Source organism: Promicromonospora kroppenstedtii DSM 19349 (assembly GCF_000515355.1).
Lineage (GTDB): Bacteria > Actinomycetota > Actinomycetes > Actinomycetales > Cellulomonadaceae > Promicromonospora > Promicromonospora kroppenstedtii.
Genome location: NZ_KI911629.1, coordinates 6,192 through 6,709 on the forward strand (window position 1 = coordinate 6,192; position 518 = coordinate 6,709).

Annotated in this window: 1 protein-coding gene; it reads left to right on the forward strand. The window is 71.6% G+C overall.

The genetic code is table 11. The annotated features are described in order from the left end of the window. On the forward strand, positions 1-265 hold a 265-nt coding region (locus tag PROKR_RS06065; RefSeq protein ID WP_036960697.1), incomplete at its 5' end, for a helix-turn-helix domain-containing protein. Positions 266-518: the final 253 nt, after the last annotated feature.

Below are 518 nucleotides of genomic sequence, written 5' to 3' on the forward strand. Positions count from 1 at the left end.
GGCCGCGGAGGGGCCGGCCGCGAAGCCGGCCGAGGCCGCGGCGCAGGCGACGGCGAACGTCCGGGACGCGATCCCGCGCCGTCGTACGCCGCGCCGGAACACCCAGCTCGGCACGCGGGACGCGGAGCGGATGATCGACCTGCGGACCAAGGGGCGGACCTACCGGGAGATCGCGGAGGAGGTCGGCGTCAGCCGGTCCACGGTCGGCAAGCGTATGCGCGAGTTCACGGAGACGGGCTCGATCCCGATCGTCAAGGCGCGCTGACCCTTCGACAGGGTCGTCCTGGGGCGTCCGGGGTCAACAGGTCGCCGGGCTCGATGGGTTCGCCGGGCTTGCCGGGCTTGCCGGGGTCAACAGGGCCGCTGGGCTCGATGGGCGTCCCTTTCGGCAGTTCGCCCTGGACGTCACCTTCGAGGGCCGACTTTTCTTCGCTTTGCGATGACGCAAAGTGAAGAAAAGTCGGGCCTCGATGGTGAGGGGCGGCCCGGGCTCTGGGCGACCCCGTCGTCGTCCCGTG